The sequence below is a fragment of the Paraburkholderia sp. J10-1 genome (genome assembly GCF_905220165.1).
In the GTDB taxonomy this organism is placed as follows: Bacteria; Pseudomonadota; Gammaproteobacteria; order Burkholderiales; family Burkholderiaceae; genus Paraburkholderia.
The window spans coordinates 325,350-339,589 of the sequence record NZ_CAJMYW010000009.1; the positions used below are offsets into that span (position 1 = coordinate 325,350).

The 14,240-nt window shown below is 61.9% G+C and carries 16 protein-coding genes; 7 read left to right on the forward strand and 9 right to left on the reverse strand.

The window, feature by feature from the left end; all coding sequences use genetic code 11:
• Nucleotides 1-147: 147 nt before the first annotated feature.
• Both U5A65_RS26915 and U5A65_RS26920 read right to left on the reverse strand, forming a co-directional pair.
• Complete coding sequence (locus U5A65_RS26915; RefSeq protein WP_321948474.1) at nucleotides 148-1,710, reverse strand: DHA2 family efflux MFS transporter permease subunit; 1,563 nt, start codon at nucleotides 1,708-1,710, stop codon at nucleotides 148-150.
• 148 nt (nucleotides 1,711-1,858) lie between these two features.
• On the reverse strand, nucleotides 1,859-3,064 hold the full coding sequence (locus U5A65_RS26920; protein WP_321948416.1) for an NAD(P)/FAD-dependent oxidoreductase: 1,206 nt from the start codon (nucleotides 3,062-3,064) through the stop codon (nucleotides 1,859-1,861).
• Between the two features lie 383 nt (nucleotides 3,065-3,447).
• Between U5A65_RS26920 and U5A65_RS26925 the strand changes: the two genes are divergently transcribed.
• Together U5A65_RS26925 and U5A65_RS26930 are read left to right on the forward strand one after the other, a co-directional pair.
• Nucleotides 3,448-3,885 carry a carboxymuconolactone decarboxylase family protein gene (locus tag U5A65_RS26925; RefSeq protein WP_158763166.1) on the forward strand — a complete coding sequence of 146 codons (438 nt, stop codon included), beginning with the start codon at nucleotides 3,448-3,450 and terminating at the stop codon, nucleotides 3,883-3,885.
• 87 nt (nucleotides 3,886-3,972) lie between these two features.
• Nucleotides 3,973-4,320, forward strand: coding sequence for a cupin domain-containing protein (locus tag U5A65_RS26930; RefSeq protein WP_415765669.1), 348 nt, complete (start codon nucleotides 3,973-3,975; stop codon nucleotides 4,318-4,320).
• 46 nt (nucleotides 4,321-4,366) lie between these two features.
• Here U5A65_RS26930 and U5A65_RS26935 read toward each other — a convergent pair whose 3' ends face one another.
• A complete protein-coding gene (locus U5A65_RS26935; RefSeq protein WP_321948418.1) occupies nucleotides 4,367-5,251 on the reverse strand; it encodes a LysR family transcriptional regulator in 885 nt (294 codons plus the stop codon).
• 118 nt (nucleotides 5,252-5,369) lie between these two features.
• On the opposite strand from U5A65_RS26935, the gene U5A65_RS26940 reads away from it, so the two are divergent.
• The 5 genes from U5A65_RS26940 (at nucleotide 5,370) to U5A65_RS26960 (ending at nucleotide 8,925) form a co-directional block, all read left to right on the forward strand.
• Nucleotides 5,370-6,002: an NAD(P)H-dependent oxidoreductase gene (locus tag U5A65_RS26940; protein ID WP_321948419.1), complete on the forward strand. Its 633-nt coding sequence runs from the start codon at nucleotides 5,370-5,372 to the stop codon at nucleotides 6,000-6,002.
• A gap of 48 nt (nucleotides 6,003-6,050) precedes the next feature.
• Nucleotides 6,051-6,593 (forward strand): 2,4'-dihydroxyacetophenone dioxygenase family protein, encoded by a 543-nt coding sequence (locus U5A65_RS26945; RefSeq protein WP_321948420.1) that lies wholly within the window; start codon nucleotides 6,051-6,053, stop codon nucleotides 6,591-6,593.
• Between the two features lie 42 nt (nucleotides 6,594-6,635).
• On the forward strand, nucleotides 6,636-7,448 hold the full coding sequence (locus U5A65_RS26950; RefSeq protein WP_321948421.1) for an alpha/beta hydrolase: 813 nt from the start codon (nucleotides 6,636-6,638) through the stop codon (nucleotides 7,446-7,448).
• 299 nt (nucleotides 7,449-7,747) lie between these two features.
• Entirely contained in the window at nucleotides 7,748-8,419 is a 672-nt protein-coding gene (locus tag U5A65_RS26955; RefSeq protein ID WP_321948422.1) for a glutathione S-transferase family protein, read from the forward strand.
• A gap of 62 nt (nucleotides 8,420-8,481) precedes the next feature.
• Nucleotides 8,482-8,925: a VOC family protein gene (locus tag U5A65_RS26960; protein ID WP_321948423.1), complete on the forward strand. Its 444-nt coding sequence runs from the start codon at nucleotides 8,482-8,484 to the stop codon at nucleotides 8,923-8,925.
• A 48-nt stretch (nucleotides 8,926-8,973) separates the two neighbouring features.
• Here U5A65_RS26960 and U5A65_RS26965 read toward each other — a convergent pair whose 3' ends face one another.
• The 6 genes from U5A65_RS26965 to U5A65_RS26990 form a co-directional block, all read right to left on the reverse strand.
• Nucleotides 8,974-9,693, reverse strand: coding sequence for an SDR family oxidoreductase (locus U5A65_RS26965; RefSeq protein ID WP_321948424.1), 720 nt, complete (start codon nucleotides 9,691-9,693; stop codon nucleotides 8,974-8,976).
• Between the two features lie 38 nt (nucleotides 9,694-9,731).
• Complete coding sequence (locus U5A65_RS26970) at nucleotides 9,732-10,661, reverse strand: AEC family transporter (protein ID WP_321948425.1); 930 nt, start codon at nucleotides 10,659-10,661, stop codon at nucleotides 9,732-9,734.
• Nucleotides 10,662-10,733: 72 nt separating this feature from the next.
• A complete protein-coding gene (locus U5A65_RS26975) occupies nucleotides 10,734-11,603 on the reverse strand; it encodes an alpha/beta hydrolase (protein WP_321948426.1) in 870 nt (289 codons plus the stop codon).
• Nucleotides 11,604-11,617: 14 nt separating this feature from the next.
• Complete coding sequence (locus U5A65_RS26980; protein WP_321948427.1) at nucleotides 11,618-11,953, reverse strand: DUF4148 domain-containing protein; 336 nt, start codon at nucleotides 11,951-11,953, stop codon at nucleotides 11,618-11,620.
• Between the two features lie 174 nt (nucleotides 11,954-12,127).
• Nucleotides 12,128-13,126 carry a LysR family transcriptional regulator gene (locus U5A65_RS26985; protein ID WP_321948428.1) on the reverse strand — a complete coding sequence of 333 codons (999 nt, stop codon included), beginning with the start codon at nucleotides 13,124-13,126 and terminating at the stop codon, nucleotides 12,128-12,130.
• Nucleotides 13,127-13,251: 125 nt separating this feature from the next.
• Nucleotides 13,252-14,193: a helix-turn-helix transcriptional regulator gene (locus U5A65_RS26990; RefSeq protein ID WP_321948429.1), complete on the reverse strand. Its 942-nt coding sequence runs from the start codon at nucleotides 14,191-14,193 to the stop codon at nucleotides 13,252-13,254.
• Nucleotides 14,194-14,240: the final 47 nt, after the last annotated feature.

Consider the following 14,240-nt stretch of genomic DNA (forward strand, 5'->3'; position numbering starts at 1 on the left):
TGGGCGGTGCGTTGCCTGCTCCATGCCAGCACGATATCCAGAACGCCTTCTGGTATGCAGCGCAATACGCAGGTAACAACTCACAACTGCCAGTTTTGAGCTTGCGATCGCCAAAGATATGTGATTTTTCCGCTGCCTCGGTCGGCCTCAATGGGCACCCGCCGCGACCGCGCTGTTACTGGCATCCTGCGTGGGCCGCGTCATCCAGATCAGAGGCACGATCGCAATGAAAATGACCGCAGAGAGCCAAAAAATGTCATTAAGACCCAGCATCGTTGCCTGAGCGTTGAGTGAGCTTTCAAAGAACGCGAGCGCTTGCGGGGTTCCGACATTGAGCGTTCGCTCGAGATTCTGTATTGCGCCAGTAAACGTCGGATTATCGACACTCGCCTGCTCCATGAGGCGCGCGTGATGCAGGATCGTGCGATTGTTCCACCCGGTACTGACGAGCGAAGTGCCCACTGCGCCCGCGAAGATCCGTACGAAGTTCGAAAGCCCCGCGGCAGCGGGGATTTTCTCGGAAGGAAGCCCTGAAAGAATGATCGCCGTGAGCGGCGTGAAGAACAAGGCTGTCGGTATACCCTGCAGGAGCGTCGGCAGCACAAGCGTGTAACGGTCAACCTCCGTCGTGTAAAGCGAGCGCATGTAGAACACAGCCGCGAATCCTAAAAATGCGAGCGTCGCCAGCACCCGCATATCCGAGCGAGGCATGATCTTGCCCATCACTGGCGCCAGGATGACCGCGAAGATGCCGAGTGGTGCTGTTGCCAGCCCCGCGTCAACGGCGCGATAGCCTAAAAAGCCCTGAATCCACTGAGGGAGAATCACCAGGTTGGCGAAAAAGACCGCGTAGGCAACTGAAATCGCTATCGTCCCACCAAGAAAATTCCGGCCGTTGAAGAGCCGCAAATCGATCACCGGCCGCTCGTCGGTCAGTTCCCATATCACGAAAAACGCGAACGTGACTGCGGCAACGATACCCAGCGTCCAGATGAGTGGCGAGTTGAACCAGTCGAGGTCCTTACCCTTGTCGAGCATGACCTGGAGCGATCCCACCCAGATGATCAGCGAGATCACGCCGACCTTGTCGATCGGCAGCTTGCGCGACGGCGTTTCGCGGTCGCGGTAGATCGCCCAGATCGCACCCGCAGCAAAGAGCCCCACGGGTACGTTGATGTAGAAGATCCATGACCAGCTATAGCTGTCGGTAATCCAGCCGCCCAGCGCGGGTCCGGCAATCGGCCCTACTGTCGCCGTCATCGCCCATAGCGACAGCGCACTCGCACTCTTCTCCTTTGGAAACGAGGCAAGCAGGAGAGCCTGTGAAAGAGGCACCAACGGCCCGGCCACCGCGCCCTGAACAACCCGTGCCACGAGAAGCACAGCGAGGTTGGGCGCCAGTCCGCACGCAGCTGAAGACGCTACGAAGAGCAGAATCGCCCAGACAAACAGGCGCACCTGGCCCACGCGCTGTGTCAGCCATCCCGTAAGCGGAATTGCCACTGCGTTAGCAGCGGCAAAGAGCGTGATGATCCACGTTCCCTCGTCCACCGACACACCGAGATTGCCCGAGAGCGTTGGGATCGCAACGTTTGCGATCGACGAATCGAGCACGTTCATGAAGGTGGCAAGGGCGACTGCGAACGTGCCAATCATGAAGCGCGCGCCACTGAGGGGGGCGACGCCTTCTGGTGACCCGGATGAATTCATCGTCAGCCTCGCTGCACACGACCGGCTAGTTGTTATCTGGCTGGCGAAAGCGCCCAGGAATGGAAGCACGTGTTAGTGGCACTCCCCGTCCCCCCAACACCGGGCCTGGTTTGCGGAAAGTCCCGCAAGTCGCCACGACCCGGAACGATCACGCGACGACGATGCGAAGCGGATCCGCAGCAGCGAGCGCTGCCGTGCGATCTGCGCCCGGCGGATAAATCCATTCGCAATTGATCTGGCGCTTGAGCTTCTTCGCCTCCACGCCCTTCATCTTCACGTCGCGCTCCCAGCCTTCGGTATAGACCGCGCCCCTGGGGCCAAGATCAAGACACGTCACGTATTTGGGCTGGCTATAGGGAATCGGCTCGAGGCCAAGCAAATCTGCTGCGACGTTGTGCCCCGCTGAGCGGCCCAGATTCATCGCGTGCTGGCACGGCATCATCGTGTGATTGCCTTCGTCGTCCGTGGCGGCGTACGCCACGTCGCCGGTCGCGTAGACACCCGTCACCCCGTCAACCGCGAGGTAACGGTCCACATAGAGACGACCGCTCGCATGCCGTCGACCGGGAATCTGCTCCGTAAGCGAGCTTGCTCGCAGTCCGGCGGTCCAGACCACCGTACTCGATTCGATACGCTCTCCATCCGCGGTGACAACGCTCTCGTCATCCATCGATGCGACGGCCGAGCCGAGCTTCCATGTCACGCCAAGCTCGCGAAGCGCCTCTCCGATGACCGGCCGGGGCCCTGGGCCAAGATCGGGCCCGATTGCCTCGTTGCGTTCGACGATAATCACGTGCACATCCGCATCCTCGCCCAGCGCGGCACGCAGGCGAGCCGGCATCTCAGCCGCCGTTTCGATACCTGCAAAGCCGCCCCCCACAACCACCACCGTGTTGCGCGCCAGCGATTCCGGCCGTTCAGCCAGCTTCAGGATATGCGCTTCCAGTTCAACCGCCTCGTGGGTCTGGTCCACGCTGAACGCGTGCCCGGCAAGACCTGGGATAGCGGGCCTGAAGAGCCGGCTGCCGCTCGCGAGCACGAGTCGATCGTAATTGAGCGTCCCGCGTCGTCCATCCTCACTAACGACCTCAACCGTACGAGTCGGCACCTGAATGCGCTCTACCGCTCCCTGCACGAACTTCACGCCCACCGCGTCGAAAATCCCCGTGAGCGGCGCCCTGAAGTTGGCCGGCCCCTCCTCGTACAGGCGCGGGCGTACATGCAAATGCGGAGCGGGCGCAACAAGCGTGATTTCCACGTCGGTCCTGCCCTGTGCATCCAGCAGGCGCGCTGCACTCAGGGCGCTCCACATGCCGGCAAACCCGGCTCCGATGACAACGATACGCTGGGACATTAGCCACCTCCGGCGATTTGCTGTACGAGATTGAGAGCCCTGTTAATCCGCCATCCCTTACGGATTTACCGGCAGTTTCAGATAGCGCTCAGGCTGGCCAATCGTATGGACCTTTCCGCGAAGGCACTGGCCTTCAGGCGCCGTCGTCGACGGTTGCAGTTGACTGGGCGTGCCAGGGCACGCGATCAAGGCGAGCGATGCGCTTGCCTTTCGACAGGCGCCTGGCACGCCCAGGCAAGTGCAGCGCGCATCGTTGGCACGCAGCGGCCAGAATCCGAGGAAGCCGGCCGATACGATAGGCTTGCGTCAGCGTTGCCACATTCCAAAATCCGAAAGGCGTACCACGTCCGCGCGCCGCCTTCGGCTCATTCGAAGGAGCTGTCATGCAACCACGTCTGGACTTCTATCAGGCCAACCCGCTAGCCATCAAGGCGCTGCTCGCGCTGGAAGAGCGGATTGGAAAGAGTACGATTGAAAAGCCGCTGATCGAGCTTGTGCGCCTGCGCGCGTCACAGATCAACGGCTGCGCTTACTGTGTCGACATGCATACGAGCGACGCCCGCAAGAACGGCGAAACCGACCGCCGGCTGGCAACGCTGGTGACATGGAGAGAGGTGCCGTTTTTCACGCCACGCGAGCGCGCCGCGCTGGAATGGGTCGAGGCGGTCACGCTCGTTGCGCAGAGTCATGTGCCGGACGCTGCATGGGAATGCGTCAAACCGCATTTCAGCGACGCCGAAGTGGTGGATCTTACCCTGCTGATCTGCGCAATCAACAGCTGGAACCGTTTCGCCATCGCATTCCGCAAAACGCCAGCCTGAGGAGCCGAGATGAAAGCCTTTCGGTTTGCAGTCCTTTATTGTTCACTCGCAGCCGCTACGCTGTCCCTCGCTGGCATTCAGACCGCCATGGCAGAAGGTGCTGGCGAGGAAGCCATCAAGCCGTTGATGCAGCAACCGATTCCGGAGCTACCCGGCAAAAACGTCGATATCGCCACCGTGACATTCGCACCTGGTCAGGCTTCTGAGCCACACATGCATCCGGGTTCCATTTTCGCGTACGTGACTGTTGGCCACGTCGTGTCGCAACTCGAAGGCTCGCCCGCAAGGACTTATGGTCCCGGCGAAGCCTGGTACGAGCCGCCTGGCGCGCATCATCTCGTTTCGAGGAATGCCAGCGACACAGAACCCGCGCAGATCGTCGTGTTCGCGCTCGCGGGGCCCCACGACCCGATCAAGAAGCCGATTTCACGCTAGCCCGCATTGGTGGATGAGTCGTTGCGTGCGCAAAGTCACGACGACCTTATCCTGTGGCAAGTTCGTCCGCGAGGAACTGGATGAGCGCTGTCACGCGCCGCGCCGGTAGCTCGGCCGGATAAACGGCATACAAATCGACGTGCTCCGCGACGTATTCCTCCAGCGCTGTCTCCAGCGCCCTGGACGCGAGTTCCGTCCGAATATCCCAACGGTTCTTGATGATGACGCCCACGCCCTCTAACGCCCACTCGCGGAGCACGCCGCCGTCGCTCGCCTGGCGATCGCCTGAAACCTTGACGTTGTGTGCCTTGCCTGCCATGCAAAATGGCCAGATCGCGAGCGGCGCGCCTGGCCGCGCAAGAATCAGGCAGTTGTGGCCCGTCAGGTCGTCGGGCACTTTGGCCTTGCCATGCGTACGCCAGTAGTGCGGCGAGGCGCACACGAGCCGCTCGCCGCGCACGAGGAGCCGCGCGTGCAAGCCGGAATCCAGGAGCGGGCCATTGCGCAGAGCCAGATCGATATGCTCATCAATCAGATCGACGGTGCTGTCGCTGAGCAGCAGGCTGATATGAACACCGGGATGAAGGGCCTGAAACCGGTCGAGCAGCGCTCGCAACTGAGCGCGCCCGAAATCATTCGTTGCCGTCACCCGTATCGGCCCGCTCAACGGGCCCTCCTCTCTCGACCCCGTAACTGCTGCGTCCCATTCGGCAACGATACGACGAGCACTTTCCAGCAACAGCAAGCCTTCGTGTGTGAAAACGAGGCGTCGTGTCGAGCGCGTGATCAGCGTCGTGCCGAGTTCGCCTTCGAGTTGCCTGACTGCCACCGTCACCGACGAAGGTGCGATCGCGCGCTGTCTTGCCACGGCGGAAAAGCTGCCCATCTCGGCCACTTCGATCAGCGTGCGCAGCGCGTCAATCCTGTCCATCTTTTGAAGAGCTCGTAAAGTGATTTGGCGTTCGGATGGCTAATCAAGCGTTCGGCACCCCAGTATAGTCGGCGACGTTGAATCCGAAACCCATCGAGGATGAAAGATGAAGACGTTAGTGATCGTCGCACACCCCGACATCGAACACTCGCGCGGCAACAAGGCCCTTCGCGATGCAATCGCCCAGGAACCGGATATCACCGTGCGTGAGTTGTACAAGCTGTACCCCGACTTCCGCATCGATGCAACACGGGAACAGCAACTGATTCGCGAACATGGGCATCTCGTTCTGCAATTTCCGATGTACTGGTACAGCTGCCCGCCATTGCTCAAGAAGTGGCTCGACGACGTTGTCAACGACACGCTGTTCGGCAGCGCGCCGGATAAATCCATGGTACTGGACGGCCGCACGCTCCAGCTTGCCGTCACGATCGGGCGTGTTCGCGAACGCTATTTTCCGCCCTCCCGCGAACACATCTGGGCCGAAGGCGTCACGCGGCCGTATCTCAAGCCGGCGTTGCTGGAGCGCCATGGTGAACACATTGTCGATACGCTGCTTGCGCCGTTCGAACAGACTGCGCACCTCGCCGGCATGGAATATGGACGTCCGTTCGTCACCTACAACATCGGCCCGCTGACACGGAACGGCTCCATCAGCGACGAAACGCTGACCGAGCGCGGCGCAGCATACCGACAACTGCTGCGCGGTCTTGGGCCCGTAAGGTCTGTCGCGCAGGTAGAGGCGGTTTGAGCGCGTGATGCGCAACAGAACATTGTTTGATCTGACAAGGACATCATCATGAGCGAAGCAACAACACGCAAGCCGGACGAACTGGCGATCCCCTATCAACATCCGCAGCCTGCCGACATGTCGGCAGACCTCGTTCACGCTGGCGTGCTCGACCAGTGGCTGCAGGACGACAACCTGTGGGTGCCCACGACGAAGACCGTATCGTTCAAGCCCCTGCTCCTCAACGCGAGCCAGGGCTACTACGTCAATCTGCTGCGCGTGCGCCAGTCCGGCGTGCTCTCGCGTCATCGTCACACCGGTCCGGTGCATGCCATGGTCTTGCGCGGTCGCTGGTATTACCTCGAACACGACTGGGTCGCCGAACAAGGCTCGTATGCGCACGAGCCGGCAGGTGAAACGCATACGCTGTTCGTGCCCGAAGGCGTCGAAGAGATGATCACGTGGTTTCACGTGACAGGTGGCTACACCTACGTCGATCCTCAAGGCAACGCAACAGGCTACGAGGATGTCTTCACCAAGATCGAAACGGCCCGCAAGCACTACGAGGCAATCGGACTTGGTACGGACTACGTCAGGCGCTTTATCCGTTGAGACATACCGGCGCTGCAATCGCGCCATCAAGAGGTTCTGATCATGCAACGAAAGACTGTAGAAGTGGACGGTGTCGCCGCCAGTTATCTGTGCGCCGGCGACCGTGGCCCGGTCGTGCTCATGCTCCACGGCACCTATTGGAGCCGGGTCTGGCAACCCGTCATCGACGATCTGGCTGTTGCGGGCCTGCGCCCGATCGCCGTCGATTTTCCGGGCTTCGGCCGCTCCGCCGGTGAATTATCGGTTGCGACCGCCTCCATTCCTGCGCTCGCGGACTGGGCAGTTCGGTTCGTACAGGCGCTTGGCATAAACGGACCGGTCGGCGTTGCCGGCCACGACATCGGCGGCGGCGTTGCACAACAGGTGCTCGTTGACGGCAAGCTCGAAGTGAGCCGTCTCGCGCTCATGAACGCCGTGATGTTCGACTCCTGGCCGGTCCCCGGGGTCGCACGCTTTCGCGACCCCGCAGTCGCCGCTGCGACGACGCCTGCAGATGTGCTCGCTGCGAGACGCACGTCGGTGATCACCGCGCTAGGACGCCCCGCCACCGAGGCGGAAATCGCCGACTATCTCGATCCGTGGACCGAGCCCCGCGTGACGCGCTCGTGGCTTGCTCTGGCGGGCGCGGCATACAGCCACTACACGATGGATCTCGTTCCCGCCCTGCGCGCGTCCAGCGTGCCGAAGCTGCTGATTTGGGGCGAAGACGATACGTTCCAGCTGATCGAGCACGCCGAGCGTTTCGTGACCGAAATACCGCACTCCTCGCTCGTGCGTATCCCCGCGGCCGGCCATATTCCGACTGAAAACGATCCGGAAACGATCGCTCGCGCGCTAATCGACTTTTTTGCGTAAAGCTGAAAGCAGGCGCAGGGGAACCAGCGGCGCATTGCGTGTGCCGCCGGTTTCTCATCTGCCTCAGCCGGTACCTCAGCCGGCAGCCTTCACCTCCCTCCGTCACCCGCCCTCGCAACGACACGTTCGATACCGTCGAACGATTGCATCAGCCCCGTCGAACGGCAATCTCGCGCAGCGCGTCCACCATGACGTCAGTGAGACGCGCTCAGTCTCGTAGCCTGCGCGACCCACGCAGGGTTTGATGAACTCCTTCATCTCCGACCGACCTTCTCTCCTGCTTGACAAAGGAAACCTCAATGATCAAGTTTTACTTCCACCCATCGCCCAATCCCATGAAGGCCGCCCTTCTGCTCGAAGAACTGGAATTGCCGTTCGATCTGATCGCCGTCGACACGTTCAAGGGCGAACAGCAGCTGCCAGCATTCCGCAACGTCAATCCGAACAGCAAGGTGCCGGCCATTGCCGACGAAGGCGTGACCGTCTTCGATTCGCATGCCATCCTGCTGCACCTCGCCACGAAGCACGGCAAGTTCGTGCCTGCGGATCCTGCCGCGCGCGCTGAAATGCTTTCGTGGCTAATGTTCGTGGCAACAGGGCTCTCGCCGTTCTCCGGTCAGGCCGTGCATTTCCAGCACCACACCCCGGAGCCCTTGCCCTATGCGCGCAACCGTTACCTGAAGGAAGTCGAGCGCCACTATCGCGTGCTCGACGAGCGGCTTACCAAGACAAGGTATCTGGCAGGTGACGACTATCCGATCGCGGATATGGCGCTGTGGGGCTGGGCAAATTTCACCGGCTACATCCTTGGTGAAAAAGGTCTGGGTGACTACACCAACGTCAAGCACCTCGTAGACGAGATCGGCAAACGTCCCGCTGCAACGCGCGCGCTCGCACTCAAGGAACGGCTTACGCTGAAGACGGACTTCGACGAAGAAACGCGCCGCGCACTCTTCCCCCAAAACGTTTGATGCTTCGCTGAAGCATCGCGGCTTTGCACTCGATGGCGTCCGTTCAACATGGAACTTCGCATATGGATACCGCACAATTGCAGCCGGCAACGGCCGCGCCCGCATTGCGTCTGAACAATATCGCGCTCGCCGTTGAGAATCTCGATGCCATGGCCACCTGGTATGTCGAGGTACTCGGCCTCGTCATCGCGGCGAGGGGCCACTTCGATACCGTTGGCGCGGACTACGCCATGCTCGACGGCATGGGCTTCCGGCTCGAACTCGTCTCCCGCCCTGGCACACCCAAGGTCGCCGCGAAGCGCACACCGCCACCGGAGCACCTGGACGAAACGGGCTGGAAAGCGCTGGTGCTAGAGAGCGGCGATCTTGCGGGTACGACTGCCAGCTTCGCCAGGCTTGGCGTAGAGATTGTCTGGGCGCAGGCGCAACTCACGCCCACCATTTCCTCGACGATGATCCAGGACCCCGAAGGGAACCTCATTCATATTCTCGGCCAACCGGAATAGCGGCAAACGCGGAGGCCTCCTGGGAGGCCTCCGCGTCCAGCATCCCAATCAGATCATCGACTTCCCGATCGACGCGCCGCCGTCGACGAAAAGCGTCTGCCCCGTCATGAATCCCGCGTCCTCGCCCAGCAGGAACGCGATGGATGCCGCCAGTTCCTCGGGACGCCCCAGCCGCTTCATAGGAACAATCGAGAGGAAACGGCGCTCCGCTTCGCTGCCCTCCGGTGTATTCGCGCGGAACATCTCGGTTTCGGTCGGCCCAGGTGCGACCGCATTGACGGTGATACCCGTATCGGCGAGTTCAAGCGCCCACGTTCGGGTCAGGCTGATCATCGCGGCTTTCGCGGCGGCATACGTCGAACGTTGGGCCACGCCCAGCACAACGAGACTGGAAAGATTCACGATACGACCCCAGCCGCGTTTGCGCATTCCCGGTAGCAAGGTCTGAACCGTTTGCACGGCGGGTGCCAGGTTGTCGCGCATCGCACTGTCGAGATCATCGAGATCGATCGAGCCGAGCGGCGAAAGCTCAACGAACCCGACGTTATTGACGACGCCGTCGAATTCGAAGCGCGCGTCGAGATCGGACAACACCGCTTGTGTCCCCTCCCGGTCAGTCAGGTCGACGGACACGAGCATGCCAGGAAAAGTCGTGTCACCGGAACTGCGCGCGAGGCCGACCACATTGTGGCCATCACGCGCGAGACGCTCGCTCAGCGCACGCCCGATACCTTTGCTTGCACCCGTAATCAGGAAAGTTCGTTTCATTTTGAATTGCAATCCTTAATAAAGTAATTGATGAGCGATCAAAGCCGCCCGAGTAAGACGATCGTGCCCGCGAGTGTCAGGGCCGACATCACGCTCGACACGACCAGCGTCGTGCCCGCCGAGGTGTCCTTTACCCCATAAGACAGACCAAACAGGATGCTGAACGAACCGCACGGGATCGCCGACAGAAGAATGGCCTGGCCGGCTAACGGCTGCGGAAGCGCCAGCAGCCAGACAAGCGCGAAGGCAAGCAGGGGCTGCACGACATTGCTGAGCAAAACGCCAACCAGTGCCTGTGCGTCGAGCCGGAACGGTTGTGCTGCGAGTATCAGTCCCGTCGAGAAAAGGGCGAGTCCGGCAGTCGTGTTTCCAATGATCCCCAGAGACTGCGTAAGGAGTGCTGGCAGTGCGCAACCGGACAGCGACACCAGCAAGCCGGCGATCGGCGCGATCACGACCGGCTTGACGAAAGTATTGCGCAGCGCTTTGCCGAGCAGCGCCTGTCCGTCACGATGCTGCGCGCGCTCGAGCAGGATGAGGGCGGCAGGCGACATGATGACCGCTCCCATCGTGACCGCGATGGCAACGGTCAAATCGGCGCCTTCTCCATACACCGCCCGTAGCAAGGGCAAGCCAACGGAAGCGAAATTCGGCATGCCGACCGTGACCGCCTTGACGGCCGCCTGCGCGAGATCCGAACGAAAGACGTACCGCGAAAGCAGGAGCGAGATCGCATACGGCACGATCATCACGATCGTCAGCACGACAATGAGCGCCAGATGCGCACCCAGGCTCTCGCGCTGCATCCGCGCGGTATAGACAAAGAGCGCGAAGGGCAACGCGTAATGCACCAGCATCGTGTTGATGGCGACGAGCGGCATGGGCGTCGTGCTCAGCCGCCCGGCGAGATAACCGGCACCCATCGAAAAGAGAAAAGGCACCAGGGCAAAAGCGAGTTCGTGGCTCATGGCGATATCAGGAAGTTGCGCGAGGCTCGCTGGCGCGACAGCGCAATGGCCGTCTGCACCGCTACGCCGCGCTTAGCCCTTCCATCCCTCCAGGAAGTCGAGCAGCAGTGCATTGACCCGCTCCGGTTGCTCCTCGTGCGGCAGATGCCCCGCGCGCTCGATCGCATGGGTGCGCACATCGGTTGCCATGCCTTTCCAGACGGCTTCCATGTCGAACATCTTGCCGACCGCGTAGAACTCGGCGCCCCACAAAGCCAGTGTCGGGACGCTGATGGGAATGTGGGCATCCACCTTGTCCTGTGCAACGTCCTCGGCGTTCGCCCGATAGTCGGCCATCGCGCCACGCACCGCTCCGGGGGCTTCGTAAGCGCGCACGTAGGCCTCGAATGCGTCCCCGCTGATCGCATTCGGGTCATAGCACCAGTCGGAGAAGAAGTGGCGCAGCCACGCGCGTTCGTTGCCGGCAACCAGCGTTTCGGGCAGGTCCGGCACCTGGTGGAACAGAAAGAACCAGTATGCGCGGGCGATGCGGGCGTCCAGTTGCTCCGCCACGACCCGCGTTGGCACGTTGTCCATCACCACGAGCCGGTCCAGACGGTTCGCATGGTCCTTGGCGAAACGCGTCGCCACGCGGGATCCGCGATCGTGACTGACGAGCGCGGCGCGGTCGATGCCCAGATGGTCCAGCAGCGTGCGCAGGTCATTCGCCATCGTGCGCTTGTCGTAGCCGCTCGCCGGCTTGTCGGTTTCGCCATAGCCGCGGAGATCGGGCGCAATCACGCGATACTTCCGCGCGAGCGCCGGAATCTGATGGCGCCACGCGTAATGGGTTTCCGGAAAGCCGTGCAACAGCACCACGGGCGGCCCATCTCCTGCCTCCACGTAGTGCTGCCGGATGCCGTTCGCCCTGACCGTGTGATGAACGAGGTCGATTGTTTGCATGATTCGCCTCTCCCTCACTGGCCGAAGTAGATTGGCTTGAGTCCGGGAACGTCGTTCACGTCGCCGGAAACCGCGCGCTGCGCGCGCCGGCCCGCTTCGCTCGAACCGGCGGCAACGCCACCCTGGTCGCCGAAGGCACGCGACGCCGTTGCGGGCTTCACACCGCCGTTGGCGGCGGCAAGAACGGCGTCCGGATAGTGCGCATCGCCCGGCGCTCCTGGAGCGGCGGCGGACTCGAACGTCACGAGCTGGTCGCGGACCTGTGCACGCGTGATGATTGACTGTGAAAAGGCTGCAGCGGGGGCGGCCAGCATGGCCGCGAGCAGGCAGGAGAGCAAGGTGGGCTTCATTTGATAACTCCAGTATCGGATTGAGAATCCGTCGATGAACGATCGAACGATCATCGGCTTGGAATGGAGTCTAGAAATGAAGCCGTCGGCGATTAAGACGGGTCGCGCGATAATCAATTTTGCTGCGCGTGCACGGAATCATGTACACGCCTGCGCGTATGAGGCCAGGCTGCCCTACTTGCGCTTCGTCTGCTGTTTTGTCCGACTGCTCCGCCGCGCGCTGGAAGCGACGGCTGCGTCGGCGTGGGCCTCGCAGATCTCCATTGCCCGTGCCAATGCGGGAGACAGCGTTGCACGCAGATGCGCGAGCAAGGTGCGCACCTTGGCGTCGAGGTAGCGCCGCGAAGGATAGACGGCATAAACCGTGAACGGACGCAGATGGATCTGCGGCAAAACGCGCCTGAGCTTGCCACTCGCGAGATCGTCAGCCACCGAATAGGTGGCAAGCGTGCCAATGCCCGCTCCGGCCAGAATCGCCGCCCGCAACGCCTCGGGCGAGTTTGCCCGGAACGGCGTACGCGTAATGGTCCAGACATGGGTGGCCGCGCCCTGTTGCAGATGCCATTCGTCGGGCGGCGCGACGGGGCTTTCGAGTTGCAGCAGTGCATGATTGGCCAGATCGGTCAGCTTTCGCGGATAGCCACGCTGCTTGAGATATGACTCGGAGGCAACCGGCACTGCGTACGCGGCGCCCAACGCTTGCGAGATATAGGCAGAGTCCGGCAACTGGGTAGCCGAGACGATCGACAGGTCGTAGCCGTCCTCGACAAGGCTCGGCATGCTCTGCTCGACCTTGAGTTCGACGGAAACATCGGGAAATGCCTGCTGATAACTCGCGAGCACCTGCGCCACGCAGCTGTACGCGAGCCCGGGCGCCGAATGCACGCGGATGCGCCCCGATGGCTTCTGCGTTGCGTTGCGCGCTTCGTCCGTCGCGTTGTCGAGTTCCCCGAGGATAGCCTTTGCCCGCTCGTAGAACCGCGCGCCCACGTCGGTCACGGAAAGGTGGCGCGTCGTGCGATGCAATACGACCGCCTGCAACTCCTCTTCCAGCGAAGACACTGCGCGGGAAATCTGGGCAGCGGTGGAGTCGTTCTCTTTTGCTACCGCGGTAAACGACCCTGCCTCAACGACACGAACGAATATGCGAAGGTGATTCAGGAAGTCGGCCATACTGGAAGACCCTTTTTATTGCCCAACTGGCAGACAGCCAGAGAGGGTCAAGTGGTTGCTCGCGCAACCACCACGGTTTAAGCACCGCAGCGTTGACGACGCCCCGGAATCAGGGCCGATTCTGTTCACGAGCCAGAAGATTGTTCAGCGTCATCGGGCGAGCGTTGTTCCCCATCCCGTATTCGCGAAGGCGTCATGCCGTAGCGGGCCGAGATGACCCGGCTGAAGTGTGAAGGATCTGCGAACCCGGCGCGCCGGCCTATCTCCGCGAGGCTAAGCCGCCGGCAGACGCTGGAGCGAATCATTCGCATGGCAACCGCCGCACGGCGGTCGATCAGGAGCTTGCCGAACGTCTCGCTGTGGGCCGCGAGCGTGCGGTGCAAACTTCGCACGGAGATTTTGAGTTCTCTCGCGATGTCCGCGGCGCAGATGCCCGGCTCGGCGCTGCGCTGGGCGATGCAGTCGCAGATGCGCCGATGCAGCGAGTCGTCGCGGCGCTGCGCCACAGCGGGGGGTAGATCGCGCTCTGCGGCGATCAGCGCCAGCAGGGCGCCGATGTGATCGGTCAGGACCGACACGGGCAACGGCGATGCCTCGATCGCCTCGGGCGAAAGCTCGGCCAGATAGGCGCCCAGCACACGCCCCCATCCGGAAGTCGAAGCAATCCGGCGCCCAACCAGCGCTTCAGGCGCCGGTACCCACTGGCGCAGCCAGGCTGGAGAAAATTTGAAGTGCGCGACATCGTAGCGCCCCGTGATCTCGACCATGAAGTCCATGCGCGAGTCCACGATGATCATCTCGCCTGGCAGCAGGCGCACCGCCTCACGATGGTGTGTATTCCACGCGGACGAGAGATTGACGATCAAATGCCACGAGTGCTCCAGCGCCCGGTCTTCGTGGAACGGGTCCCGGCGAACACTGTGCGAAGAACCGCTTTGCCGGATCACGCAAACGGGTCCTGCCTGCGCTGCGGTCATATGCGATTCAAACGTCCGACTGTTGCCCGCTATCAGCAGCATCGGCGTAAGTGCAGTGGACAGGGCGTTCGCATAGTAGTCGAACCGCATGGCCGGTGCGACTTCGCTGGTGGACCAACGGCAAAGAGAAGTGGTTA